Genomic DNA, 22497 nt, shown 5'->3' with positions numbered 1-22497 from the left:
TGGTGGCGTCGCTGCTGAGCGGCGATTGCCTGACTGGTCAGATCATGACGAGTGCGGTAGAACTTGCCCAAGCTTCCAGAACGGCAGCATCGACTGAGTCGGCGTCGAGACGGGTGAAGCACACTTGTCGCTGTCGTAGCGTGCACGATTGAAACAGGTGTAATAGCGGTAGGAGCGGGAACGCCCGGTCGCTCGGGTGCCGATCATGGCCCGCCCGCAACGTGGGCCGCGCAGGCGTCCGGTGAGCAGATAGTCCGAGGAGTTTGCGGCGCGGTGGGCGTGGGATTCTCCACGTGCGTCGAGGACCGCTGGGCGTGGTCGAAGGTGTCGGTGTCGATGAGGGCGGCAGGAATAGAGGTCGAAGATCATGCGCACCACCACGGCTTCGGCCTCGTCGACCACTAGCGTCTGTGTGGTTTTGTCGACTCGGTAGCCGTAGGGCCGTTTGCTGCCCTTCCACAGTCCTTGGGCGGCTTTGCGTTCCATGCCCGCGATGACGCGGTCGATGACGGTGTCGGGTTAGAATTGGGCGAACATGCCCAGAATCTGCACCAGCATCCGCCCCATCGGGTTGGAGGTGTCGAATGGGTCTGTGGCGGAGCGGAACACGACTTTGGCCTGGTCGAGCTCATCGAGGAGGGTGACCAGGTCGCGCAGGTTGCGGGAGAACTGGTCGACCCGGTAGACCACGAGCACGTCGATGACCCCGGCGCGGGCGAGGAACACGAGCCCGCGTCGAACTCGCGAACCAGATGTGCGCGCTGCTGAGCCCCGACAAAGCAGGTCCGGACCTCGCCCTGTGGGGACTGCTGTATCTGGCCATGGCTTTGTCGTACGCGAAGATCGGCCGAGAAGGCGATGCGCTTCGCCATTGGGACGACGCCGACCGGGCGCCGCGAGCCTTGGGCGAGGACTACGTGCATTCCATGGCTAATCTTCGGTCGCGCCATGGTCGACGCGTACATGATCACCATCCACGCCGACCTCATGCATAGCGGCTACGCCATCCAGCAGGCTGCCAGGGTCGACCTGGACAAGATGCCGTCCGCAACGCGCCGCAGCTTCCACGCCTCCGAAACCGCACGCGCACACCACATGCGCGACGAACCTCTCGCCACTGTCACCCTGCTGTCGAAAGCGAACCGGGAATCGCCGGACACCTTCGGGTTCTCCCGCTTCGCCCGCTCCGCGGTGCCCGACCTCGTCGAAGGCGGCGGTGCCACGGTCCGAGCCGACGCCGAACAGCTCGCCTCGGTACTCGGATTCGAAGTCTGACAACACCGAGGTTCGAATTGTAATCGGCAGTATCGGACGTGCTGTCGGCCCAAGATCGGCACGGCCATAGGATTCTTGGGTGCAAACGTTGGCGGAGCTGCTCGCGACCAGTCGATCAGATGCGGGGTTGACGCAGAGCGAGCTGGCTCAACGCGTCGGAGTTTCCCGCCAAACGATCGGCCGATGGGAACGGGGAACCAATCACCCCAGCCGGGATGTCCTGAGCACTATCGCCACGGTGCTGGGCATCGAAGCTGAAACGCTGCTCATCGCTGCCGGACACCACCCGATGTTGCGTGCAGGAAGCGAGATCTCGCAACCAGTTCGGCCGCTGCTCGGGGCACTGCCCTTCAGCCAGCTCACGCCGGACCGATTTGAGCTGGCCTGCATTTCGGTCATGGATCATCGCCACCCCGGTGGCCACACCGCACGCTACGGCGGATCCGGTGAAGAGCAGTACGGCATCGATCTCCTTACGACGATCGACGGCGTGCGCTACGCGACCGGCCAGTGCAAACGCCACAAGACGTTTGGTGCCGCTGCGATCCGCGAGGCGATCACGAAAGTGAGCGAGCCGGCAACAATCAACTATCTATTTCTTGCACGTGAGGTCGCGACCACTGACGCCCGTGACGAGATAGCAAATCACCTGGGCTGGGAACTATGGGATGGCGAGACCCTATCTCGCTATGTACGCGAGAAGATGTCCGACGACGATTCCACGCGTTTCGTTGATACCTTCTTCCCCAGCTATCGGAAGGATTTCCTGGGCAAGGAGTTGCCCGGGCCCTGGCAGACGATCAGCGAGTTCTACACTCCCGCGTCTGGGGACCAGGCGTTCACTCACGATTGGGAGCTCGTAGGCCGCGAGAATGAAGTAGCGATGCTGGACCAAGCCATTCGTGCTGAAAGTCCGGCGGTGTCGGTGGCCTTCGGGCGTGGGGGCATCGGCAAGTCTCGTCTGCTTCTTTCGGTGGCTGAGATTTTCGCGACCGAGGGTTGGTTTGTTCGAATACTCGGCAGGGATGCGGTGCTCGACGGGCAGTCATACGAGGCGGTCCCGAGCACTGGAGCCGTTCTCATCGTTGTTGATGACGTCCATGATCGAAACAATTGTGGCGCAGTGGTCGCCGGGGTCCTCACCAGGAATCCCCGCGCAAAGATCCTCATTTCGTCCAGACCCTATGGAACGGTCGAACTCGACAGAGCTCTGCGGCCAACGGGCCTGCTGCTGTCGGACCTCCCGACGGTCACACTGGGCGACCTGTCGTTGGCCGCTGCCGTCGAATTGGCCACCGCGGCGCTCGGCCCGGAGTCAGAAATCCACGCCGATAGGCTCGCCGCACTTACCCGTGACTGTCCTCTCGCAACTGTCGTTGGTGGCTACCTCATCCGAGCAGGCAAACTAGACCCCACGGGCCTCGAACAGGACGACCGTGTCCGCGAAACGATCCTCTTGGGTTTCAGGGACGCGTTGTTTGCGGCTGGCGATCACGAACGACGTCGGACCGTGCTGGAGGCGGTCTCGATCTTGCAGCCCTTCCGTAGCGACGAGCCCGAGTTTCAAAGTGCCATCGCGACCCTCGTCGGTACCACCTACAAGAACGTCAGTTACCAGCTTCGAGAACTTGAGGATTCAGGAATCCTGCTGCGGCGCAATACATCCATACGCATTGTTCCGGATCTGCTCGCCGATGTTGTTTTGGCCGACGCTTGCTTCGATCGGCGATCAGGCGTGGACAACGGCTACTTGCCCGAGGTGCTAGCGGCAACGAGCGGAGCGGCCCGCGTGCATGTCTTCCTCAATGTGTCGAGGGTGGATTGGCAAGTCGAACACCGCATGTCCGACGCGGTGAACAGGTGCTGGGCTTTTATCCAAGATTCTCTGCAAGACAATAGCATTTCCACCTACATGCAGGTATTGAAGAGCGTTAATCAGGTGGCGGCAATGCAGCCGAAGCATGCGCTCGCACTCGTACAGTGGGTGTTGGACCATCCGGTCGATGATGAAACCGGAGCACGCGAACACTCATGGTTCGGTTGGCGCTGGCAGCACGTGCTCAACGAAATGGCCACGACGGCGCGCCTCGTCTCGTATACAAGAGAAGCCCGAAAAAGTGCCTGCAACCTGTTATGGAGCCTGGCCCAGAACGCTCACCACCGCTCAGCCGACCCACAGAGCAACAACCCGCTCACGATCTTGAAGGAGATTTCGCAGTTCGGGTTGGAGAAACCGCTAGGCGTGAATCAGGACATGATCGAGTTGGCCGAGTCGTGGGCCGAGCACGAAACCAGCTTGTCCCCCCTCAAAGCCATCGAGCCGTTGGTCGCGACCGAAGGTGAGTCGCACCGATATCGCGGGTACACACTAACGTTGACGGGATTTGCGCTCGATCCAGACGGGATTCGCGCGATTCGACGTCGAGCTATCGGCCTCGCTGTGAAAGAAATCTGCGGTCGCGATCTATCACGGGCGATCGTCGGGACGTGGTTCGTCGGGCTGGCGCTGCGATACCCGAATGGTTTGATCGGTCGGGAAGTCACCGACGAAGAAAAGGCACGGTGGCACTCCGATTTCGTAGATACCGTCGTGCAGCTCCAGGAGGTTCTGCAGTCGATTCACCTTGACCCACTTGTATCGTTGGGTGTCTTCGAAGGTCTGTCATGGCATGTGAATTATGGGTCGGGCCCGGTACACGATGCTGCGGAAAGGGCTTGCAAGTCTTTACCCGACACTCTGGATTTTTGGTTCGCGTTGTGGCTTTCTGAAGGGCGGTGGGCCAGGCTCTACCGTAAGCCAGGCATGGATTGGCAAGAAAGCCAACATGGGCGGGCTGCTGCGGTCGCGCACACCGCGCAGCGCGCAATCACAGAACTGGACGATGACGCAATCATCGATCTACTCGAAGACCGTGTACAAGCTCAGCGGAACGCGCTCGATCGTCGAATCTCGCCCAGAAACAATCTCATCGAAGCACTCCTGACCAGGCGGCCGACGCTGGCAACGACACTACTGGAACGGGTACTGGTTGCCCCCGGGAGCAGCCTGGACGTGTTCGTCGCGGATGTCGTCAACCTGGTAGGGCAGATACAGCCCGGCGGCTTGATGGCAATCACCAGGCGGCTTCTCGACAGCGACATTTCGACGGTTCGGACCCAGGCAGCGATCGGCCTCGCAGGCCGCGACCGTCGAACTGAACCACTGCTTGATGGAGAGCTGGACCTACTCCACGAGTTCGCTGTTGAGTCCGATGCCGATGTGCGTGGGGCTGTTGCTGAAGCAGCCTTCAGTCTCGCCGAAACGCATCCCAACCACGCCTCAGACTTGTTGGTTCATGTCCCGTTTTCTGATTCACCAAGACTCGCTCAGACCATTCTCGATGGCCTGGAGATCTATGGACTTCTCACATGGACATCGTTGTCGTCGCAGCAGCAGGCAGTGATTTGGGATGGCGTCCGGGAGCTGAATAACCTCGATGACTATTCCATCCAGCGCTTCCTCCGGCTCCGCTCGGCCGAGGACCCAGCGGCTGTGCTCGAGCTGCTCCGGCAGCGGATAGAGCGGAGCGAGCTGACGTCGACATCGAATCGATACAAGCCAGTCCCATACTCCTGGCCCGAAACGTTAGCGGTGCGGGAGCATCCCAGCTTCATCCAACAGCTGCGTGAATTGCTCTCGTGGTTGAAGGATCGAACGTCGCCTCTGCCAGCCATGCAGGGTAGCAGCCTATTCGCTGCTGCGGCAGTGGTTTTTGATGAACCCGTTCTAACACTTCTTCAGCAAACGCTGCAACACGGGACCGACCTCGACACCCAAGTCGTGTGTCTGGTCCTTCAAGAGGCACCTGATGACTTGGTCTTTCGAGAGGTTGACTTTGTCATTGATGCTCTGACTGCCCTGTCCGCCCGTTCGGCAAAGCAGCTCGGATGGATTCAGGACGCTCTGGGGCAGTCAGCACTGACAGGAACTCGTCATGGGGTCCCAGGCGAGCCGTACCCCCAAGACATGCGGCTGCGTGATGAATGCGCAGGTATTGCTGAACAACTCCTGGAGACAGCCCCTGTTGCTGCGACGTTCTATCGCAAGCTCAGCGAACGAGGCGCTGATGCAGTGAACCGGTACCGAGACCACGAGCCCGACCCACGACCGTGGTGAGCGGACGACCACACATATTGCTAAAATCGGCATAGCCGTCTGTTAAGTCTAAGCTCGATGAACGCGGTGATCGGGAAATTGTAAGCAGCTCCTCGCTTCACCTGCAAAGATGGGGAGGTGACACCTCGTGACGCCATTGATGCACTCAAAGGGACAAGCTCGCAACAGCGTTCGGCAGCCATGGGCTGCATTGGCGGATGGCGTAAGAAGGCGTTGCCTATTACGCGACCGAGGGCTTTGCCGGCAACGGTGCAGTCTACATCGGCTCAATGGGCGTGGGCAGTTTTCGATGGTCACATCGATACTCGTTGGCATGAGCTGGATGCATCCGTCAATCGGATAGTTAGCATTGTTTGCCAGCCCGCAGCGAGTATCGGGCGTCTGTTATTTGGCGTGGTCGAGGAGCTTATAGAGGCATACGATGCACTCCAATCAGCGGTGTTCGAGGTCGGACGCTTCGTCCCACCAGCTGGGCAACTGACGGAGGCACTGGACCTCCTCACAACGATGCAGCAGATTGCACTCGGCGTCGTGGAGAACGTGATTATCTGCCTGAGCAATCAGCTAGATATCATTATGACGGTGGGTCACCGCGTCGCCTGAGTGGCCGAGCTGGCGAGCTGCGTCCTCGGGGCTGTGTGCGCCAGCGATCATCGTGGCAACAGTCTTTTTGGAAGGTCTTGGCGGTGATCCAGGCGAAGTTCTCACCCCGGCCCTGCTTCCGCAATCGGTTGAAGTTGTGCGGGTCCCAGATGCCGCCGTCGCGGTTGGGAAACACCAAAGTCGAGATCGTTCGGAAACTGCTTCGGATCGAACACGGCGCAGGGTGTCGACGACGAACGGCGGGATCAAGACGGCCCGATAGCCTGAGTCGGTCTTGGTACGCGGTTGGCGGATCAGATCCTTCCCTTTGAGACGAACGATGGTGCCGGCGAAGGTGATTCGCGGGGGCCGCGATTCAAGGTCGACGTCAGACCAGCGGAGCGCCAGGGTCTCCCGGGCGTGGACAGGTACCGAGTTCGACGTCGACGACATCGAGGACTCGTTGATTGCGCTTGCGGCCGTACGTATAGCCCGCTGATCCGTCGAGTGGAGCGCCATTGACCCAGTCGGTGAGTTGCGCCCGCAATTGGGCCAGGGTCGTCATGTCGGCGGAACGGGGCTTGGTGTGTTTGCGCGGTAGGTCGGCGACTTCGCGGACGGGGTTGCGGTCGATCGCGGCGCGCCGGACTGCCATCCCCATCATTTCTGACAGGATGACGCGCTGGCGCCGTGCCTTCTCCCGATGACCGTCGAGCGCGATGCGCTTGATGTGGGATCCAGTCGCGTTGTCGAGGGCTCCCAGACCAGCAGCCTGCCCAGCGAAGATTTGATCTTGATCGCGTCGGGTTTGGCTCTCTTATCGGTCGAGACCTCGATCTCGCGCCGGTAGAGGTCGAGCGACTGCGGCGTGATGCCATCCTGGACGGCCTTCTCGGCGAGCCACAGTTCGGCAAGTTCGGTCAATGTCGTCTCGCGAGTGATCAGCTTGCCCTGCGCGTGCTTGCGGTCGGCCAGTGTGCGGCGGAGTGCGTCCTCGGCTTGCCCCTTGGTGGCACCGAAGCGGTCGACGGGCCGGCTGATGCCGTCCTCGTCGCCGTAACGCGTCGTCGCTCGCCAGCTGCCGTTGCGCTGAATCGCGCGAGCGCTCTGCTGCTCACGCGTGTCCGGCATCTTGATCCGCGATAAATGCGGAAACGGTTCCTCTGTCCGGCAATCAGGGGCAACACTGAATGCCATGTACCGAGCAGTGAGGGATTGGGCGTCGTGGGTCAGGGCGAACGTTGATGAGCCTGATGTCGTTCTCCGGCTAGGAAATTGGGCAAGGTGGTCGGGGCGCAGAGTCGCAGATGGCGAGCGGCTGGGGATCCGCCAGCCCGAAGAGACCTTGACGAATTCGCTGCTACTCGACTTGCGGCGAGACTTGCCGAATCTGCAGGTACAAATGATCGGCCGTGCCGACGAGTCAACCCAAGGTGCGGATTGGGAGTGGTGGATTGAGGGTCGCACTCGTTGGTTCGGCGCGTTGATCCAAGCGAAGCGACTCTCTGAAGCCGGAACCTACAGCTTCAACTACAAACCGGAGCCCAGCAAACGTAATCCGCACCCTGCCCGCCAAATTGACAGCCTCATTGCGACAGCGAAGGCGCTCGATATCCCTCCGCTGTATGTCCTGTACAACAACACGGCCAATCGTCAGGCGCTGTCCTCCCGTGATTGCGCTCAGCAGGATATTCTCCCATCTGGTTCATCGGGGGTGACAGTCCTCAGCGCTCACACCGCGCACTCGCTACTGCAAATAAGGGGAAACAAGCCCGTTTCGTTGGCAGATGTGTCGGATCACGCGGTTCCTTGGAGTTGCCTGGCTAGCTGCCCGGCCATGTGCCGGTTCGGACGGGCACCGCGGGCGACCACCGGCCGACCTCATGTGATCTTCGGTCGCGGCGGCGCCTCAAGCGCAACCAGGCTGGCGACTCAACTGATGACGTCAAACTTGTGGGCACAGTTCAACAGCCGAACAGTGGCCGAACCTCCGATGACAGTCGGCATTCATGCCGAGCCGCCCTACTATCTACCTTCCCATGATGGACCGCGTTTCGCCGACATCCATGAAATTGACTACCCGTATGGAGACCCTCCGCGATATGTCGTTGCGCTGTATCGGGGCGAATCTGTCCTCCGACCGGGGTAAGTCACTCCCGACGGCGAATCCGGTGCGGTCAGACATGGGGTACCCGTTCGTGGTGCGGTCCACTGAAGTTGCGGTGCCGTAGGCGGAGTCACCACGCCCCAAAGTCATCCTGGCCTCGACCCCGATGCTGGCATTGGTGGCTATGCGGGCGATGGTGATCGCGGCGGCGAAGGTCTGATGTTCGAGTTTCGATCGGTTGTTCGAGTGCCGTGCAAGATGTGGCTGCGATAATGGAAGGATGTCTGGAAATGCCTGCGGGCGGGCGCTTTTCGCCTTGGCAGCTCCGGGTGTCGGCGTTGGCATCGGGTTGTTCGCGTGGTTGGGGCTCAGCGAGCGCGATCAGTTGGCCAGCGTGCTGAGCTTCTTCGTCGGCGTGGTCGGGTTGGGTGTGTCGATCGCGGGCATGGTGATGGCCCGCAGACCAGGTGCGGTCCAGGCGATTACCGATTCGACAGTCGGAGGGAACGCCGAGGTCATCCGGAAGGTAGGAGGTGACGTCACCCCTGGAACGGGCCACAACGCAATCAGTTCCGACTTCGCAGGTTCCTACCGGAGCAACCATCGGTGGCGGGCCAGTGGGAGCGGGGCAGATGCGGACTAGTTCGGGATCGGTGGAACGGCTCAAGTCGTCGATGGCGTCACTGACACCGTCAACATCTAGGAAGAGGTTCTTCGCTAAGCGACGCGGCCCGCCTGCAGGACAAAGCGTCGTCGACAGCACTATCAGCTGCCAGCCAGACCTCTACGGAAGCATTTCTCCACTTCGCGGAGCTGGACGGACGTCAGCAGATCACCAGCAGACACAGGGATTCGACTCGTAATGAACAGGCCGGACCCTCTGCCACCCCGGGTAGAGACGACTTTCCCGCGAAGGAAGGCCGGGCACCAAATCCGCCTGCGGTACACAGCTAGTACACAGACGCCCCGACACGGGTCCATCTCAGCCAACGATCCGGCGATCTATTCCTGATCCACAGGCATCGCGAGGTGGGCGCCCGTAGATGCAGCATTCCGAACATCGTCGGTAAACAGTTCCAAGAGCTCCATGGTTTTCGTACGCAGGACCTGATATTCATCGAGTCCCAGTGCTAGGTGCTGGCCATGTGCGATTGTGTTCCGCCGATACACGAGATCCTGATCGATCATATTGGCTCGCAGCGAATATATCGCTCTTTTCTCTAGCCCCAACCTATCGATGATGTCGAGGAAGACAGTTGAAGACAGGTTACTTTCAGTCCGTACTAGGCCTTCGGAGAGCGAGGCCCGGCCAGTAAGGCCAGTTTGGATGAACTGGGCGAACTCGTTATGTGCTAGAGGCAAGCTGGCCTCATCGATCGCATTCAACCGCGTCTTCAATGCGTTTCCCAGGAACGCCTTACTGAGCTTGTCGTAGGGATAGCGCTGGGTATTGACATATCTTATGTAGAGCTGGGATACACCCTTCACCCACCCCTCCCAGTGGGCATAAAGGATGACAATCCCGGATCTGACATTCGCTTTCTGTGCGGGCCCGCTCGACTGTCGGATGACTTTCAGTGCGGTGGTTAGCTCTTGTTTCCGCCAGGCGATCTCTGCCGAAATCGCGTCATCGAGGAATTCTACAGAATGAATCTTTGCCATCAGGCGCTGATGATCTCTCGTCCGGCCGGAACCATCATGGCCAGTCTAGCTTCGGTGGATTTTCCTGTGGCGAATCGTGCGGTCATCTCTGGCAGATTCCAGAACTCAATGGCAGCTTCACGAAGATCAGTGCGAATTGCTACCTTCTGTCGAAGGAGGTATCCGAGGCTGATCGCGAGCGCTTCGAAGGAAGAGTTCAGGAACCCGCCTTTGAAGTCTTTCTTCGTGCTATCCCACCGCCCAAAGATTTTCTCGTCTGCGCTATTAAGGCGATCGAAGGTTTCCTTGAACACAACCTCTGCCTGCGGCTTGTATTCGTTGGTGAAATTCAATGCCAGATTAATCGCAAACTCCTGCAGGCCATCTTGGAAGTTGCGAATGCCAAGTATCTGCTCATCTGACATCTCATGGAGGTAAAGGAATCGAAGTACGAGCTCCTCATCGTATTTTTTCTTCATTTCACTATCAGGAAGTCTCAGTAGAGCGACAAACGATTCATGCGTCGCAAGGTTACCTAGCCACTCGACAAAATTGGAATTGACGCCGACCAATTGAGCGTTCCGTATTTCTTGGTTCGACAACTTAGAGCCAAAAGAATTTAGTCTTTGAAAAAGGTCGAACTTCGTCTTCGGGTCTGATTCCCGCTGCACGATCTTGAGATCGATTTTGGCTCGCTTTATGTCGCGCCGCTGCGCGGGCGTCAGAGCCTTCTGCTCGTCTTCTTTATGGTCCCAAACCAACCCATCAAGGGATGGGAGGTACTTGGTGGCTCGCAGCGTGAGCGCTGGGAAATCTTCCTTGTTAAGCAAGCCCTGAAGCTGGAGCAAGGTACTCATCCGCTGTAGTCCATCCACCAATTCCCAACGGCCATCCTTATCCTGGGCAACGAAGATTGATGGAAGCGGAATGCCGATGAGGATGCTCTCGATTAGGCGAGACTTTTGATCCTCGTCCCAGCGGAAGAGTCTCTGGAACGGCGGGCGGATAATGAGATCACCTTCGGTATACATATTAGTGAGCTCACCCACACTCATCGGGTAGCTATCTGTGGAAATTGTTCGTCTCGCCGCGTCGAGCTCCGACTCAAGATTGCTCACGGTGTATCACTGACCTTACATGGATGGGCAACGCGGCTCATACTTAGGTGTGCACCTAGCACGCCTAATTGCCCCCGGAGGGGGGTATTAGCACCAGGTGCCGAAGCGATTGTAGCGCTGGACTTCTCCGTTGTGACACCGGGTACAGGGCCGGATTCGCTGGCGGCGAGCGCCGCGCAGTGTCTTGTGGTTCCCTACCAGAAGCGGTTTTGGTGATGGTCCGCTCGGGGAAGGAGATGCCGTGGGCATGGCAGAACGCCCCGCGCATGTGTCACGAACCCTGTACTGTCACGGCCCGTTCAGTCTCTCAGGTCAACTTGGACACAGCGTGGCGGCGGACCCGGAGAGCGCGCCGACGGCATCGAGGACGCGGGCCGTGGCTTCAGGGCCGCTGTCGGCCACCAACACCCGCACATCCGCGGCAACCAAGCCTCGGGCGAGCGCGACACCGACAACCCCCGCTGGTGGTCGCCATGGGCTGTCGAGACTCGACCCGCAACACAGAATCAACACTAATTCAACGGGAAGCAATGAGATCTGGCGGGCTGCAGTGCGAATGCCCTGGACGGCGAATGTACTGGCGATGTGGGCTGTGTTGGAGATCCTTGAGAAGTGTTGAGAAGCGCTGAATGTCGACAGGCAGGTTTCTGGTTCGAGTCCAGATGGGGGAGTGTTAGAATCCCCCTCCCACTGCGGTAGGGGATTTTTGTTTCGCAGACTAGAAGGGCGACTCCGTCTTGCCGAGTGACGAGACGTTCGACTCGATGCAGGAAAGGCTGTACCTACTGCGATCGCCTACGAACGCGGCCAGATTGGCGGAAGGAATCGCGCAGGCCGAGTCCGGCCATGAAGCGGCGGCCAGCTTGCTCGACGCGTATCGCAAGGCAGGCGGGTATGCGGACACGATCGCCGAAATCGGCAGCCGCAGGCAGAATTCGCCACCGGTCATCGTCGTGATCGCAGAATGGCTCGCCGAACTCGAAGACCGGTGGCCTGGTCCGGAAACCCGAGGGCGAGACTTGGCGCGCCTTAGCTTGACGAATGCACTGAACTGTTCGGAATCGCGCAACACAGCGGCGGTCCCGGCGCTGATCGGCCAATTCGAGCACGCCAAGCCGGCAAGTGCACGTGTGCGGTGGGCGGCGGGAAATGCCCTTTACAAGATTCCTGCAGGCAAGGAGTGTTTCGATCAACTCGCCGCCATCGCTGCCGACCGAGGATTCGGAGCCGACCGGCAGATGGTGGTCGCCTGGCTCGGCAAATCGAAGCATCCAGATGCCTTAGCGATCGCCATCGCCCAACTCGATGACGAGACCGTGCAAGGTCACGCTCTCGATGCGTTGGCGAAGCTACGAGCTCGAGGTGTGTGTAAGCTCGTCGAGCCGTTCTTGTTCTCCGAGTTCGCGTGGTACAGGCGTAATGCTGAAAGGATCATTCGCCACGAACAGGGCTGAGACTCGGGCGTCGGCGGTCATGCGGAATCAGGGTTGTCTGGTGAAGGTGATGTGCATCCAGGGGTGCCAGGTGGTGCCGTCTTCGGAGCGTTCCCACAGGGCGGTCATCGAGGCGCCGTCGGGGGCGACGGTCAGGGTGGAGCGGACGGCGGCGGTTTCGGTGTCGGTGGGGGCGGCGGGGGTGGCTGTCTGGGGGCCGCCGGTGAAGTGGAAGGTGTTGGTGTCGACGATTTCCACGCGCATCAGTTCGGTGCTGCCGGTGTTGTCGTAGGAGCGGGCGAGGAAGGCTGGGCCGTCGGGGTCGGGTTCGCCGATGATCTCGATGCCGCGGACCGGTTGGTCGCCGACGGTGACGTCGATGTGGTGGACCAGGAAATGGCCGCCGGGGAAGACGTCGTAGGTGTCGAAACCGAGGACGGGGATGGGTGGGTCGGCCAGGACGTGGCCGTTGGTGGCCCATCGGCCCGCGAGGCGGTGCAACCGGGAGGCGTCACGTGGATCGTCCGGCGTGGACATGCTCCATGCCTACCACGGGCCTCGCGACCCGCCAATGCCTCGCGAACAACCGGTAAGAACTCGGCGTCGCGCGACACCAAGAGATCATGACTGTTCAACTCACACAGGCCGCGTTGCCCGCGGTCGACACCGTGCCCGGGGAGGTGCGGGAATGGCGCAGCCGGTGGTTGGTGGCGTCGGGGTTTCCGCCGTGGTTGGCTGAGACGGTGACGTCCGATCCCGAGGTCGATGTGCATGCGTTGTCGCAGCTCGTCGACCAGGGCTGTGCGCCGGAGCTGGCGGTGCGGATCCTGGCGCCGTTGCCGGAGAATCCGCGATGAGTACGCTGCCGCCCACCACCTCGGGGGTCGCGCGGCCGGACGCCGATCGGGAATGGCTCACCGACCTGGTCGACGACGGACCCGCAGGCCGGCACGCGGTGCGGCGGTTGCGTGAGGTGTTGCTGCGCGCCACCCGGCATCAGATCTGGCGGTTGCGTGACCTGCTGCCCGGCGCAGGCGCCGCGGAACTGGAAGACTTGGCCCAGCAGTGCGCCGACGATGCTGTCGTAGCTGTCCTGCAACGACTTTCGACCTTCGAAGGGCGTAGCAGGTTCACCACCTGGGCGTACAAATTCGGGGTCAATATCGCGGGTGTGGCCGTGCGAAGGCAGGCATGGCGGCACCGCGAGATCCTGCTGCCCGACGCACTCGCCTGGCACATCGACCCCGCACCCACCCCGGACGCCCTCGCCGGCGCCGTCGACCTCGCCCGCGCGCTCGAAGCGGCCATTTCCCGCGAACTCACGCCGCACCAACGCCGCATTCTGCTGTCGCTGGTGGTGGAGCAGGTGCCGATCGACGTGCTGGCCGAGCGGCTGGGCAGCACCCGCAACGCCCTCTACAAGACACTCCACGATGCCCGCCGGAAGCTGCGCGCCGCCCTGATCGCGAGCGGGCATCTCGACAACCGTCCCGATCGGAGCACCCCATGACCGATCCGACTCCCACGGTGATCGACGCCCTGCTGACCGACACCAGCCCCTACCTGTCGTGCGACGAGTGCTTCGACCGCATCGACGTCTATGTCGAGCGCCGCCTCGCCGATCCCGGGTACGACGACCCGGCCATGCGCATCCATCTGGCCGGTTGCGGCGCGTGCGCCGAGGAGGAGCAGACCGTGCGCGAGCTGCTCGCTCAGGATCTGAACAGGTCTTGAGCGGTAAGAAGCGGCGCGCCGACCGCAACTAACACTGCGAACCATATTCCGCGCGGCCCGACGCTCGACCGCGCCCACTTCGAGGAGACACCATGACCGCCACCGATCGCGCCGTGTCCGTCAAAGACCCCGGCTACCAAGCTTTCTGGGCTCTGCGGCTGGGGTTCGGCATCCTGCCGATCCTGTTCGGCATCGACAAGTTCACCACCCTCCTCACCGCCGATTGGACCCGCTATCTCGCCGACTCGTTCGACACCCTCGCCCCCGGTGACGCGAACACCGCCATGCAGATCGTCGGCGTGATCGAAATCGTCGCGGGCATCGCGGTTCTGCTGCTGCCCCGGCTCGGTGCCCCGCTCGTCGCGGTCTGGCTGGGCGCGATCATCGTCGACCTGCTGATGGTCGGCGGCTACGGCGACATCGCCCTGCGCGACTTCGGCCTCATGGCGGCGGCCCTGGTTCTCACCCGGCTGGCCTGGGCCTACCCGAACGGACTGCCCGCCCGCCCCTGAACCCCCGCGACCTGGGCTTTGTATCGAAAGTTGGGATCGGTAGGCGGCGACGGCGCCGTCTACTGAACCCATGACATCTTCTCAGCTCCCCCCGAACCAGTCCCCGTCCACCGGCTTGGACAAGAAGACCAGTGCGATCCTGTCGTACGCACTGGGCTGGCTGACCGGAATCATCTTCCTCTTCGTGGGAAAGAACGATCCGGACGTGAAATTCCATGCCGCACAGTCGATCGTCTTCTTCGGCGCCGTCTCGGTGCTCAACATCGTGCTGAGTATCGCCGGCTCGTTCCTCGGTGCCCTGGGGATCATCTTCAGCCTCGCCGGACTCGCGCTCGGGGTCTTCGCGCTCGTCGTCTGGATCATGGCCATGGTCGGTGCGAACAACAAGGGCGGTGTCCGTGCCGAACTTCCCATCGTCGGAAAGTTCACGGCTCCCTACGCCGATCAGCTGGCCGGCTCGATCAAGTAGCCGCGTATCCGAAGCAACCACGACACCGAGAGAAGCCGACGGCCCGAGCCATCTCGGGCCGTCGGCATCGGTGCCGTCCGGCAGGAGCTCGGGGAGCCCGGTTCTGCGCGCCCCCCGACTCTCGCCCGTCTCGGTCCGTTCGGCTCCGAAGCCGATTGTGCCTTATGTGACTGACTGTTTCTGACGATGACGGGCATCATCGGCCTTGTGCGTAACGACCGTCTGCGTTGCGCAGCGCCGTCGTCGCTCACAACCCTGGTGTCGAAAATATGGCTAGAACAGGTTGCAATCGGATAAGTTACGGCCGAATAGCCCGCTGAGGTCTGGGATGGAGCGCCGCCGACCGTCCTCGGCAAAACGCCTGCATGGCATCGATTGTCGCTGTTAAGTTAATACTCATTCCGCGCGTGCTCGGGCTACCTGAATCGGTCGTTCCCTGCGGTCGCGGTGTGCTTGTACTCGACGAGGAGTGACGCAATGGATGGACTCAACAGGCGTGATGCGCTGAAAGCTGGTGGCGTCCTCGGGGCGCTGGGGGCGTTGGGGTTAGCGACGACGGCGCGGGCGGAGCCGTGGAGTTGGTCGCCGGAGGAATCGGTCGCCGGGTCGGGGTCGGGGGTCGACCCGTTGACGGTGTGGGACCCAGAGGCCGACGGCGTGGTCGCGCGGTTGATCGAGAGCGGCCAGGTGCCGCGGGTCAACGAACTGCTGCGCACCTGGACTCGCAACGGTCAGCCCCTGCCCGACGGATTGCCCTCGGAGCTACGGGATTTCATGGAATACGCGCGGCGAATGCCGCAGTGGACCGATTACGGGAAGCTGAACACCGCGATCGAGTTCAACAAGAAGCGCGGACTGTATCTCGGTGTGCTGTACGGGTTCGCCAGCGGGATGATGAGCACCGTCATCCCGAAGGAAGCGCGCTCGGTCTACTACTCCAAGGGCGGGCACGACCTCGAGGACCGTATCTCCAAAACCGCCAAACTCGGCTACGACATCGGTAGCAACAACGCCTATGCCGCCGACGGCGAAATGATCATCACCTGCGTGAAGACCCGTCTGGTTCACGCGGCGGTTCGACATCTGCTGCCGCAGTCGCCGCACTGGGTGCAATCGGCCGAGGAGGACGTGCCGATCAGCCAGAACGACATCATGGTCACCTGGCACAGCCTGCCGACGACGGTGATGAAGCACCTCAACAACTGGCAGGTGCCGATCCCGCACCACGAATCCGAAGCGTTCCTGCATTCCTGGCAGGTGGCCGCGCACATGCTCGGCGTGCGCGACGAATACATCCCGAAGTCGTGGCCCGCCGCCAATTCCCAAGCGGCACAGGTGCTCGACCCGATTCTGCAGGCCACCCCGGAGGGCGCCAAACTCGCCGACCGGTTGCTCAGTCTCGGCGCCAATATCGACCTGGCCATTCTCACCAAGCCGGTGCTCGGCTCGTTCACCCGGTTCCTGCTCGGTGACAAGATCGCCGACGGCCTCGCCATCCCGCGTGAGCCCGTCTGGGATCCGTTGCTGCGCTTCAGCTGGGGCCCGTTCATCGCCGTGCGCGAGGGCGTGCTCGGCGCCGTCCCGCCGGTGGGCGATGCCTACTGGTTGCTCGACGAGTTCCTGCGCAAGGCGGCACTGACCTACCTGGCCGAATTGCGCCTGCCGATCAGCATCGAGATCCCCACGATGAACCGCGACATGAGCGTTCCCCCACGCTGATTCACCCGCACCGACCGAGGAGCATTATGCGTACCACCCTCCGCCTCACCGCCGCCGCGATCGTCGCGACCGGCGTACTCACCGCGACGGCCACCGCCGCCGCGCAACCGGCGCCGATCGCCACCGAATCCGAAACCGGTTCGTCCGCAGCCGACGCCGGTTCCGCGGCAGCGCAGTCGGCGGTCTATCTGGCCCAGAACGGCGACCTGATAGGCCTCATCGTCCTGTTCGGCATCACCCCCTTCCAGATGCTGACCAGCGGAATCTGCGACCTCGCCACCATGTCGTCGCTCTACAGCCCGTGCTCACCGGGGCGCGCCCACTACACCGTGGCGAACTCGGATCCCTTGCCGCACAGCTGAATCGATGCGACCGCCGCCGGAGTGACTCACCGTGAACCGGCGGCGGTCAATCGCAGCACGCTGTCGCGCAACGCCGTCTCTGCCTCAGGCTGTGTCATCCGTCCGGCTCGTACCTCGTCACCGGCGGCGTGCGAAACACCGACGATCGCGGCTACCAGCCACTGCGCCGGCACGGTGGCGTCGAACTCGCCTTCCTGTTGGCCGCGGATCACGAGCCCGAGCAGTCGGTCGTTGACGGGAGCCTGCTGCTTCTCGTCCCGTTCACGCCCGAACGCGCCGATGTGGTAGCTGAGGGGAGCGGCGCGGAAGAACTTCCACCCCACGTCGAGCATCCGCAGCAATGCGTCGGTGGGTGACCCGTTGTCGAGGTCGGCCGCGAGTATTGCCTCGGTAGCTCGGGCGGTCGTGTGATCGACGACGGCATTCATGAGGTCGTCGCGAGAAGTGAAGTGCGCGTAGACCGTTTGGCGTGTCACACCGGCGGCTGCGGCGATAGCAGCCATGCCTGCGTCGGGCTGTGTCGCGAGGAGTCGGGTCGCGGCGTAGAGGACCGCCGCTCTGCTGCGCGTGGCGTCCGCGCGCCGTGACCACAGCCCCGCCCCGTTCGCCCCGAGCAATTCATCGCCGACTTCTACACCCGGTTCACCGCGGCGGCGTTGAACATCGACAACGATCCGGCCGAGGTGATCGACCGGTTCCACGCACCTGATGCCGTGCAGGTGGCCGACGGGATCAGGGTCGATCGCGACCGCTTGATCGCCCACCTGCGTCCGGTGCGAAAGAACCTGCGCGAGTATCGGTTCGAGGTTCACGAGGCAATCGCGCAGGGTGATCTGATCGCCGCCCGGATGACCATTCACGCGACGATGCGCACCACGGGGCCGGTCACCACCGAGGTCTTCCTCTTCGGTGAATTCACGCGGGACGGCAGGATGCGCCGGCTCGAGCAGCTGACCCGAGCGGCCTGATCGGTCGGTGTCAGTGGTTGCGGGGAGTTACCAGGCCGGATTCGTAGGCAAAGACGACGAGTTGGGCTCGGTCCCGGGCGTGGAGTTTGGTCATGGCCCGGTTGAGGTGGGTTTTGGCGGTGTGGGGACTGATGAACATCTGGCTGGCGATGTCGTCGTTGGACAGGCCACGGGCGGCCAGGGCTACGGCTTCGCGTTCGCGGGTGGTGAGTTCCTCCAGTCCGGAACCCACTGGGGGAGTGACTGGTTCGGTGACGTAACGGGCGATGAGTCGCCGGGTGATGGATGGAGCGAGCAGGGCGTCGCCGCGAGCGGCCACCCGGATGGCGTGCAGGAAGTCCTCGGGCTCGATGTCTTTGACGAGAAAACCGGCCGCCCCCGCGCGGAGTGCTTCGAACACGTAGTCGTCGAGGCCGTAGTTGGTGAGGATGACCACGTGCACGTCGGCGAGGGCGGGGTCGGCGGCGATTCTGCGGGTCGCCTCGATGCCGTCGACGTGCGGCATCTGGATGTCGACGAGCGCGATATCGGGCAGGTGCGTACGGGCCAGATCGACACCTTCGCCACCGTCACCGGCCTCGGCGACCACCTCGATATCGTCCTCGATATCGAGCAGGGCGCGGAACCCACTGCGGATCAAGGGCTGGTCGTCGACCAGCAGAACGCGAATCACGATCGCTCCAAAGGTAATTCGGCGTGCACGGCGAAACCGCCGGTCGGCCGTGGCCCGGTGTGCAGACGTCCACCGAGCGCGGTGACCCGCTCACGCATGCCGAGTAGCCCGACCCCGCCCGTGCCGACGGGAGCGGCGCGGCCGTTGTCCTCGACGTCGATGACGAGACCGTCCGCTCGAAAGTCCACGCGGACCGTCGCGGTCGTCGCGTCGGCGTGGCGGGCGGTATTGGTGAGTGCTTCCTGCACGATGCGGTACACGGTTCGGTCGACGGCCACCGGCACGTCCGTGCGGTCGCCCTCGACGGTCAACGAGGTGGCCACACCGGCTGCGCGGGCACGTTCCAGCAGGTCGTCGAGGTGGGCGAGGCCGGGACGTGGTGCCTCGTCGTCGCGCAGGGCGGTCAAGGTCGCCCGCAGGTCGCGGGCAGCTTCCCGGCCTGCGTCCCGGATGGCGAGGAGGGCGGCGGGCACGTCCTCGCCGCGCTTGCGTGCCACGTGCACGGCGGCTTCGGACTGCACCTTGATCACCGAGATCTGGTGGGTGAGCGAGTCGTGAAGCTCGCGGGCGATGTGTAGACGTTCCTCGTCGGCCCGGCGGCGCGCGGTCTCCTCGCGCGTGCGTTCGGCTTCGTCGGCGCGGCGCTCGGCCTGCCGCAGGGCCTCACCGGCCGCGCCCGCCGCGATCAACCAGGCGAGTTCGAGTGCGTCGCGACCGCGGGCGAGGGCAGCGGCGGTGTCGTGGAGGGTGATCATGGCGGCCAGTGGCAACGCGACGATCAGGGCGACCGCAGCGATCACCGTCACGAGATGGTGCCCGGCGCGCACCGCGAAATACACCGCGAACAGGAACGCCACAACGGGCACATCGAAGCCGAGCGCCTGATAACCCACCGCGCACAACCCGGTCACCAACAGCACACCCACCGGTGCACGCCGACGCCCGGCCAAGGCCAGACCACTCGCGGCGAGCAGCGCGTAGCCCAGCCACTCGGGGCTGCCGTGCGCCCGGCTCATCCCGGTGACCAGCAGTGCCACCGCCACACCGACGGCGACCACCCAGTCGACCACCCGTGCCCTGCTCATCTGTGCACCCTAGCCCGGACCAGCCGCCGACCGCGTCGTCCGGCTGGGTGACTCGTCGACTACCACGAACGCGGTACTCCGAGCGAAGAACGGCCCCGCCCCGCCCTGCCGGTACCGCATCCGCAGCATCACGAATTGTCCACTGCGGCATGACGACCGGACCCTGCGCTTCAGCCATTCTTGAACTGATCGCCGACGACCTCCGGCACGAAGCCGGTGGCGACGGTGGCACATCGGCGCGGTGGACGATATCGCTTGCCCGCCGGCGCACTCCAAAAACCGATCGCCACCACCCGCGGCGGTGGGACGCTCCTCGACATCCGGGGAGGTCGATGGTGGCACATCGGCTCGTGGGCTGCGCTGCTCGTGTGAGGCGTACTCCGAAGCAGGTCGATCGTCGCCACGCGGTGATTCCGCCTCCGGTTCGCAGTCGGCGATCGGCCGGTGCCGCGTCCACATCGATTCCGGCGCGTGCAACGACCGCCCAGTCGTGCATCTCACTGACACGTCCTCACGAAGGAGAACATCATGCCCACTCCGGTTCGCACCCTGGCCGCACTCGCTGTTACCACCCCATTTGCCGTCGGCACGGCCGCCCCCGCTTCGGCGGCGACTGCGCTCGCCGCGTCCTACGGCATGAGTTCCGGTCGACTCGTCGCGTCTTCGGCCGCGATCATCGGCCTGCTCGGTGTGCTCGCGGGTGGCTGGGCGCTGGCCCGGCCCGCCGCGACCAGAGCGGTATTCGCTCTGGTCGCGGGACTGATCGCCATCGTCGGTGGCGCCTGGGTGGTCGCCACGGCCGAAGGAGGGCTCGGCACCGGGAACGGTCTCGGCGGGGGTGTTGTGGCGATTGCCTTCGGGCTGGCGAGTGTGGTCGTCGGCGGGCTTTCGCTCGCCCGCTCCCGCCGTGTCGGCTGACGAGGAGGGCCGTGCTCGCTCGAACTCAGTGGCCTCGCGCGATCCACTCCGCGAGCGATGGTTTCTCCGCGCCGATCGTCGTGCTGTCACCGTGGCCGGTGTTGACCGTCGTGTCCTCCGGGAGGGTGAGCAACCGGTCCCGAATCGAATCGATGATCGTGTCGAAATCGGAGAAGGATCGGCCGGTCGCTCCCGGCCCACCGGAGAACAGCGTGTCGCCGGTGAAGAGGGCAGCGAGGTCGGGGGCGTACAGGGACACCGAACCGGGGGAGTGGCCCGGGGTGTGCAGGATGTCGATGTCGGTGCCCGCCACCGTGATCCGGTCGGTGCCGTCGAGGGAACGATAGCCGACGGACGGGTGGGTCATCCGCCACAGCGGTTCGTCGCCGGGGTGCAGGAGGATGGGGGCGTCCAGGCGGGCGGCCAGGTCGGGGGCGACGGTGACGTGGTCGTTGTGACCGTGCGTGCACAGGATCGCGGTGACGTTCCGGTTGCCGACGGCGGCGGCGATGGCGTCGGCGTCGTGGGCGGCGTCGATCACGAGCACCTCGTCGTCGTCACCGATCAGCCACACATTGTTGTCGACGTCCCAGGTGCCGCCGTCGAGGCTGAAAGTGCCGGAGGTGACGACCTTTTCGATGCGCGCGCTCACCAGACCACCACCGAGCGCAGCACCCGACCCTCGCCCATGGCGGCGAAGGACGCCTCGACGTCGTCGATGCCGATGCGTTCGGTGACGAACCGGTCCAGTGGCAATCGGCCCTGCCGGTACAGGTCGATAAGCATGGGGAAATCGCGTTCGGGCAGGCAGTCGCCGTACCACGAAGACTTCAGCGAACCGCCGTGCGAGAACAGGTCGATCAGTGGCATGTCGAGGCTCATGTCCGGGGTCGGGACGCCGACGAGCACCACGGCGCCCGCGAGATCGCGACCGTAGAACGCCTGCTTCCAGGTCTCCGGCCTGCCGACCGCGTCGATCACCACGTCCGCACCGAAACCGTCGGTGAGGTCTTTGATCTGTTCCACCACGTCGACGCTGGTGGCGTCGATCGTGTGCGTGGCGCCGAACTCCTTGGCCCACTCCAGCTTCCGCGGATCACGGTCGATCGCGATGATGGTGCCCGCGCCCGCGAGATTCGCACCGGCGATCGCGGCGTCACCCACACCGCCGCAGCCGATCACGGCGACGCTGTCGCCGCGCGAGACCGACCCGGTGTTCATGGCGGCGCCGATACCGGCCATCACACCGCAGCCGAGCAGTCCCGCGACGGCCGGATCGGTGCCGGGATCGACTCGCGTGCACTGCTTTTCGTGCACCAGCGTCTTGTCGGCGAAGGCGCCGATACCCAGCGCCGGAGTGAGCGGGGTGCCGTCGGCAAGCGTCATCGGGACGCTCGCGTTGTGAGTGTCGAAGCAGTACCACGGGCGGCCACGCCGACACGCACGGCACTCACCGCAGACCGCGCGCCAGTTCAGGACGACGAAATCGCCCTCGGCCACGTGGGTTACCGCCTCGCCGACCGATTCGACGACACCGGCCGCCTCGTGCCCGAGCAGGAACGGGAACTCGTCGTTGATCCCACCCTCGCGGTAGTGCAGATCGGTGTGGCACACCCCGCACGCCTGCACCCGGACCACCACATCGTGCGGTCCCGGGTCGGGAATCACGATGTCGACGGTTTCCACGGGCGCGTTCTTCGTGAGAGCGACGACACCGCGCACTGATTCAGGCATGCGGACCTCCT

The 22497-nt window shown here is 63.2% G+C and carries 27 protein-coding genes; 14 read left to right on the top strand and 13 right to left on the bottom strand.

Annotated features, from left to right (window positions below; genetic code table 11):
- Window positions 1-42: 42 nt before the first annotated feature.
- Together ACSVDM_RS06020 and ACSVDM_RS06015 are read right to left on the bottom strand one after the other, a co-directional pair.
- Entirely contained in the window at window positions 43-486 is a 444-nt protein-coding gene (locus ACSVDM_RS06020) for a zinc ribbon domain-containing protein (RefSeq protein WP_439263455.1), read from the bottom strand.
- Window positions 487-519: 33 nt separating this feature from the next.
- The gene (locus ACSVDM_RS06015; RefSeq protein ID WP_439263751.1) at window positions 520-783 is read right to left on the bottom strand and encodes a recombinase family protein; all 264 of its coding nucleotides are present in this window, start codon (window positions 781-783) and stop codon (window positions 520-522) included.
- Window positions 784-948: 165 nt separating this feature from the next.
- Here ACSVDM_RS06015 and ACSVDM_RS06010 point away from each other — a divergent pair, with 165 nt between their 5' ends.
- From ACSVDM_RS06010 to ACSVDM_RS06000, 3 genes are all read left to right on the top strand, one after another.
- A complete protein-coding gene (locus ACSVDM_RS06010) occupies window positions 949-1275 on the top strand; it encodes a hypothetical protein (protein ID WP_439263453.1) in 327 nt (108 codons plus the stop codon).
- A 79-nt stretch (window positions 1276-1354) separates the two neighbouring features.
- Window positions 1355-5431, top strand: coding sequence for a helix-turn-helix domain-containing protein (locus tag ACSVDM_RS06005; protein ID WP_439263451.1), 4077 nt, complete (start codon window positions 1355-1357; stop codon window positions 5429-5431).
- A 117-nt stretch (window positions 5432-5548) separates the two neighbouring features.
- Entirely contained in the window at window positions 5549-6034 is a 486-nt protein-coding gene (locus ACSVDM_RS06000) for a hypothetical protein (RefSeq protein WP_439263450.1), read from the top strand.
- A gap of 367 nt (window positions 6035-6401) precedes the next feature.
- On the opposite strand, the gene ACSVDM_RS05995 is transcribed toward ACSVDM_RS06000, so the two are convergent.
- Together ACSVDM_RS05995 and ACSVDM_RS05990 are read right to left on the bottom strand one after the other, a co-directional pair.
- Window positions 6402-6668, bottom strand: a complete 267-nt coding sequence (locus ACSVDM_RS05995; protein ID WP_439263449.1) for a hypothetical protein — start codon at window positions 6666-6668, stop codon at window positions 6402-6404.
- Between the two features lie 5 nt (window positions 6669-6673).
- Entirely contained in the window at window positions 6674-7210 is a 537-nt protein-coding gene (locus ACSVDM_RS05990; RefSeq protein WP_439263766.1) for a hypothetical protein, read from the bottom strand.
- On the opposite strand from ACSVDM_RS05990, the gene ACSVDM_RS05985 reads away from it, so the two are divergent.
- A complete protein-coding gene (locus tag ACSVDM_RS05985; protein WP_439263750.1) occupies window positions 7209-8162 on the top strand; it encodes a DUF6615 family protein in 954 nt (317 codons plus the stop codon). The genes ACSVDM_RS05990 and ACSVDM_RS05985 overlap by 2 nt on opposite strands.
- A 339-nt stretch (window positions 8163-8501) precedes the next feature.
- Here the strand turns inward: ACSVDM_RS05985 and ACSVDM_RS05980 are convergent, their stop codons facing one another.
- The 3 genes from ACSVDM_RS05980 to ACSVDM_RS05970 form a co-directional block, all read right to left on the bottom strand.
- Entirely contained in the window at window positions 8502-8663 is a 162-nt protein-coding gene (locus tag ACSVDM_RS05980; protein WP_439263447.1) for a hypothetical protein, read from the bottom strand.
- A 459-nt stretch (window positions 8664-9122) separates the two neighbouring features.
- Complete coding sequence (locus tag ACSVDM_RS05975; RefSeq protein ID WP_439263445.1) at window positions 9123-9782, bottom strand: MAE_28990/MAE_18760 family HEPN-like nuclease; 660 nt, start codon at window positions 9780-9782, stop codon at window positions 9123-9125.
- Window positions 9782-10879 (bottom strand): DUF262 domain-containing protein, encoded by a 1098-nt coding sequence (locus ACSVDM_RS05970; protein WP_439263443.1) that lies wholly within the window; start codon window positions 10877-10879, stop codon window positions 9782-9784. The genes ACSVDM_RS05975 and ACSVDM_RS05970 overlap by 1 nt, the downstream gene beginning before the upstream one ends.
- An 812-nt stretch (window positions 10880-11691) precedes the next feature.
- Between ACSVDM_RS05970 and ACSVDM_RS05965 the strand changes: the two genes are divergently transcribed.
- Window positions 11692-12333 carry a HEAT repeat domain-containing protein gene (locus tag ACSVDM_RS05965; RefSeq protein ID WP_439263441.1) on the top strand — a complete coding sequence of 214 codons (642 nt, stop codon included), beginning with the start codon at window positions 11692-11694 and terminating at the stop codon, window positions 12331-12333.
- A 27-nt stretch (window positions 12334-12360) separates the two neighbouring features.
- On the opposite strand, the gene ACSVDM_RS05960 is transcribed toward ACSVDM_RS05965, so the two are convergent.
- Entirely contained in the window at window positions 12361-12849 is a 489-nt protein-coding gene (locus tag ACSVDM_RS05960) for a hypothetical protein (RefSeq protein WP_439263439.1), read from the bottom strand.
- Window positions 12850-12935: 86 nt separating this feature from the next.
- On the opposite strand from ACSVDM_RS05960, the gene ACSVDM_RS05955 reads away from it, so the two are divergent.
- The 7 genes from ACSVDM_RS05955 (at window position 12936) to ACSVDM_RS05925 (ending at window position 17108) form a co-directional block, all read left to right on the top strand.
- Entirely contained in the window at window positions 12936-13169 is a 234-nt protein-coding gene (locus ACSVDM_RS05955) for a hypothetical protein (protein ID WP_067642278.1), read from the top strand.
- Entirely contained in the window at window positions 13166-13822 is a 657-nt protein-coding gene (locus tag ACSVDM_RS05950; protein WP_439263437.1) for an RNA polymerase sigma factor, read from the top strand. Before ACSVDM_RS05955 ends, ACSVDM_RS05950 begins: the two co-directional genes overlap by 4 nt.
- The gene (locus ACSVDM_RS05945; protein ID WP_439263435.1) at window positions 13819-14046 is read left to right on the top strand and encodes a hypothetical protein; all 228 of its coding nucleotides are present in this window, start codon (window positions 13819-13821) and stop codon (window positions 14044-14046) included. Before ACSVDM_RS05950 ends, ACSVDM_RS05945 begins: the two co-directional genes overlap by 4 nt.
- Window positions 14047-14138: 92 nt before the next feature.
- Complete coding sequence (locus ACSVDM_RS05940) at window positions 14139-14558, top strand: hypothetical protein (RefSeq protein ID WP_067642275.1); 420 nt, start codon at window positions 14139-14141, stop codon at window positions 14556-14558.
- 70 nt (window positions 14559-14628) lie between these two features.
- A complete protein-coding gene (locus tag ACSVDM_RS05935) occupies window positions 14629-15027 on the top strand; it encodes a DUF4870 domain-containing protein (protein ID WP_439263433.1) in 399 nt (132 codons plus the stop codon).
- A gap of 477 nt (window positions 15028-15504) precedes the next feature.
- The gene (locus ACSVDM_RS05930; protein WP_439263431.1) at window positions 15505-16746 is read left to right on the top strand and encodes an oxygenase MpaB family protein; all 1242 of its coding nucleotides are present in this window, start codon (window positions 15505-15507) and stop codon (window positions 16744-16746) included.
- A 26-nt stretch (window positions 16747-16772) separates the two neighbouring features.
- The gene (locus ACSVDM_RS05925) at window positions 16773-17108 is read left to right on the top strand and encodes a hypothetical protein (protein ID WP_439263429.1); all 336 of its coding nucleotides are present in this window, start codon (window positions 16773-16775) and stop codon (window positions 17106-17108) included.
- A 26-nt stretch (window positions 17109-17134) separates the two neighbouring features.
- Here ACSVDM_RS05925 and ACSVDM_RS05920 read toward each other — a convergent pair whose 3' ends face one another.
- Window positions 17135-17809: a TetR/AcrR family transcriptional regulator gene (locus ACSVDM_RS05920; protein ID WP_439263427.1), complete on the bottom strand. Its 675-nt coding sequence runs from the start codon at window positions 17807-17809 to the stop codon at window positions 17135-17137.
- On the opposite strand from ACSVDM_RS05920, the gene ACSVDM_RS05915 reads away from it, so the two are divergent.
- Complete coding sequence (locus ACSVDM_RS05915) at window positions 17765-18076, top strand: nuclear transport factor 2 family protein (protein WP_439263425.1); 312 nt, start codon at window positions 17765-17767, stop codon at window positions 18074-18076. The two genes, ACSVDM_RS05920 and ACSVDM_RS05915, sit on opposite strands and share 45 nt — an antisense overlap.
- 10 nt (window positions 18077-18086) lie before the next feature.
- Here ACSVDM_RS05915 and ACSVDM_RS05910 read toward each other — a convergent pair whose 3' ends face one another.
- Entirely contained in the window at window positions 18087-18749 is a 663-nt protein-coding gene (locus ACSVDM_RS05910; RefSeq protein WP_439263423.1) for a response regulator, read from the bottom strand.
- The gene (locus ACSVDM_RS05905; protein ID WP_439263421.1) at window positions 18746-19834 is read right to left on the bottom strand and encodes a sensor histidine kinase; all 1089 of its coding nucleotides are present in this window, start codon (window positions 19832-19834) and stop codon (window positions 18746-18748) included. The genes ACSVDM_RS05910 and ACSVDM_RS05905 overlap by 4 nt, the downstream gene beginning before the upstream one ends.
- 528 nt (window positions 19835-20362) lie before the next feature.
- Here ACSVDM_RS05905 and ACSVDM_RS05900 point away from each other — a divergent pair.
- A complete protein-coding gene (locus ACSVDM_RS05900) occupies window positions 20363-20752 on the top strand; it encodes a DUF6223 family protein (protein ID WP_439263419.1) in 390 nt (129 codons plus the stop codon).
- Between the two features lie 25 nt (window positions 20753-20777).
- On the opposite strand, the gene ACSVDM_RS05895 is transcribed toward ACSVDM_RS05900, so the two are convergent.
- Window positions 20778-21404, bottom strand: a complete 627-nt coding sequence (locus ACSVDM_RS05895; RefSeq protein WP_439263417.1) for an MBL fold metallo-hydrolase — start codon at window positions 21402-21404, stop codon at window positions 20778-20780.
- On the bottom strand, window positions 21401-22486 hold the full coding sequence (locus ACSVDM_RS05890) for an S-(hydroxymethyl)mycothiol dehydrogenase (protein WP_439263415.1): 1086 nt from the start codon (window positions 22484-22486) through the stop codon (window positions 21401-21403). The genes ACSVDM_RS05895 and ACSVDM_RS05890 overlap by 4 nt, the downstream gene beginning before the upstream one ends.
- Window positions 22487-22497: the final 11 nt, after the last annotated feature.

The sequence above is a fragment of the Nocardia sp. JW2 genome (genome assembly GCF_051843015.1).
GTDB lineage: Bacteria > Actinomycetota > Actinomycetes > Mycobacteriales > Mycobacteriaceae > Nocardia > Nocardia coubleae.
Note: the sequence above shows the minus strand (reverse complement) of the source record. Positions and strands in the feature narration are given on the sequence as shown.